2 protein-coding genes and 1 pseudogene are annotated in these 2418 nt (G+C 76.2%); 1 reads left to right on the top strand and 2 read right to left on the bottom strand.

Going from position 1 to position 2418, the window contains the following annotated elements; translation table 11 throughout:
• Both AB0H81_RS44630 and AB0H81_RS44625 read right to left on the bottom strand, forming a co-directional pair.
• Positions 1 to 237, bottom strand: a pseudogene (locus tag AB0H81_RS44630) (hypothetical protein); the annotation flags it as partial.
• 9 nt (positions 238 to 246) lie between these two features.
• Positions 247 to 1134, bottom strand: coding sequence for a hypothetical protein (locus tag AB0H81_RS44625; protein WP_358388558.1), 888 nt, complete (start codon positions 1132 to 1134; stop codon positions 247 to 249).
• A 260-nt stretch (positions 1135 to 1394) separates the two neighbouring features.
• On the opposite strand from AB0H81_RS44625, the gene AB0H81_RS44620 reads away from it, so the two are divergent.
• Positions 1395 to 2354, top strand: a complete 960-nt coding sequence (locus AB0H81_RS44620) for a lytic murein transglycosylase (RefSeq protein ID WP_358388555.1) — start codon at positions 1395 to 1397, stop codon at positions 2352 to 2354.
• Positions 2355 to 2418 lie beyond the last annotated feature (64 nt).

The following is a 2418-nucleotide window of genomic DNA, read 5'->3' as shown; positions in this document are numbered from 1 at the left end:
CGCGGCGGCGCTCAGGGCGGTGGAGCGGCGCCCGCCCTCGGGCGCCCAGCCCCCGCGCATCAGGGCCAGCAGGCGGGGGTGGCCGCGCAGCAGCCCGGCGCTCTCGGGGGGCACCGCCGGATCGACCACCACCTCCGCCTGACGACCCGCCGGATCAGCCGGACGGCCCGCCGCCTCGCCGGTGCCCGGGTACGGCAGGTCCGCGTGTCCGTGGGCACGATCGTCGGCTGGCGTCATCCGGGCGGGTCAGCCTTCGAGGTAGCGGAACGCCTCGTGGGCGGAGCTGACGCTGCGGCGCAGGACGCGTTCGAGCTGGTCGGCGTCCTGGGCGAGGCGTTCGATCTCCGGCACGGACAGCCCGTCGGCGCCCGACTCGGCCAGCAGCTCCTCGTAGCGGGGCAGGCGTGCCCGCAGCTCCTCGATCTGCTCGCGCGCGTGGTAGGCGCGCTCGGCGTCGGCCACGTGACCGGCGTAGCGTTCCAGCGCCTCGACCCGCGCCACCACGGCGGCCTCGCTGGTGGCCAGCGCCCGTTCCAGCGGCTCGATCACGGCCACCACCTCGGGGGCGACGCCCCGGTCCAGCAACTCCCGGTGCTCCGCGCGCAGCCCCGCCAGCTTGGCCAGCAGCCGGGCGATCTCCCACTCCTGCTCGGGCAGCATCACCGCGTTGCGGGCGCCGTCGAGCAGGCCCTCGGCGTTGACGTGGGAGCGCAGGACGCCGCCGATGGCGCGCTGGGCGCGGACGAGCACGGCGCGGGCCGCCTCGTCGAAGTCGTCCGGCAGCAGGAAACGGCCGTCGTACAGGCGCGCCTGCTCGTACACGGTGCGCTCGTACGGCCGGTCGGTCTCCGGCGCCTCGCCGAGGGTGCTGGTCTTGATGAGCACGACCAGCATGAACGCGCCGAGCAGCACGAAGCCGGCGGGCGCCGCGGGCGACTCGAGCAGGACGGCCATGAGGGCGAGCACCACGGGCGTGGCCGCGAGCAGCGCGACGCTGGACGGGCTGCGCCGGCGCGGGGCGGGAGCGGAGGCGGGCGGCACCCAGCCCGACCTGATCCGGGCCAGCAGGGGGGCGTTGGCGCGCAGCATTCCGGCGATCTCCGGGGGTACTCCCGGTTCGACTACCACACCCACGCTCTGCCCTGGCACCCTGGCGCCCCCAACGCTCGTGATGTCCGGATACTACGGAACATTCCGCCCGAATGTCAGCCTCGCGAAGGACAGTCCAGGCGTACCCCCCGCGCCATGTCGTGACACGCCGCACCGCCTCCCCGCGCGTCCGGCCCACCGCCACCCCGCGTCGCGGCACACCTCCCGTCCCCGCGGCGCGGGCCCGCCTCCTCTCCCCGTGTCGTGGCGCGGCGTGGCGATCATCCCGGCTAACGTAGGACGTCATGAGATCCGCCCACGTCATGATCGCGGCACCCCTCGTCCTCGTTCTCGCCGGATGCGGCGGCGTGGCGGACGGGGCGGCGGCGTCCCCTCCGCCCGCCCGGCAGGCTCCCGCGAGCGCCACACCCGCCACGACGGCCCCCGGCTCCGGCCAGGACGACCGGGACGGCGGGGACGAGCGGCCCGCCGCGGGCGCCGGGGTGCCCGCGCCCGACGCGCCCATCCCGTCCGACCCCGCCGAGCTGGCCGCCGCCCTGCGCAGGACGTCCACCGACCTGTACGCGGCGATCGACCGCTGGACCAAGGGCGGCCAGGAGCGCCCGCCCCAGGACGTGGTGCTGCTCTCCCTGCATCAGCAGCGCATCTACCGGGTGCTGGCCCGCGACGCGACGCTGACCCGGCGCACGGCCGAGCGGCTGCCGGCGCGGCTGGCGGCCGAGGCGCGCGACAACGCCACGGCCGTGGGCCGCCTCCTGTCGCTGGCCCGCCCCATCAGCGCCGCCCGGCGCAAGCAGATGCGGCTGACCGAGCCGCTGCCCGCCGAGCGGCTGCGCGGCTACATGACGCGGGCCGAGAAGCGGTTCGGCGTGGAGTGGGAGGTGCTGGCGGCCGTCATGCTCGTGGAGACGAAGTTCGGCCGGGTCACCTCGTCCAGCTCGGCGGGGGCGCAGGGGCCGATGCAGTTCATGCCGGCCACGTGGCGGCAGTACGGGCTGGGCGGTGACGTGCACGACGCGCGCGACGCGGTGCTCGGCGCGGCCAACTACCTGAAGGCGTCGGGCGCGCCCGGCGACTACCGGCGCGCGCTGTTCGCCTACAACCACTCCGACCACTACGTGGACGCCGTCCAGGCGCACGCCCGGCAGATGCGGCGCGACCCGCGCAGCTTCTACGCGTACTACAACTGGCAGGTGTTCACGCTGTCGGCGAAGGGCGACGTGCGCCTCACCGGCCCCCGCTGACCGCCGCCGGGCCCGCCGGGTTCGCCGGTCGCGGCGTCCTGGCCGCCGCGCTGGCGGCGGCCCG

It is taken from the genome of Nonomuraea sp. NPDC050691, from assembly GCF_040654455.1.
Lineage (GTDB): Bacteria > Actinomycetota > Actinomycetes > Streptosporangiales > Streptosporangiaceae > Nonomuraea.
Note: the sequence above shows the minus strand (reverse complement) of the source record. Positions and strands in the feature narration are given on the sequence as shown.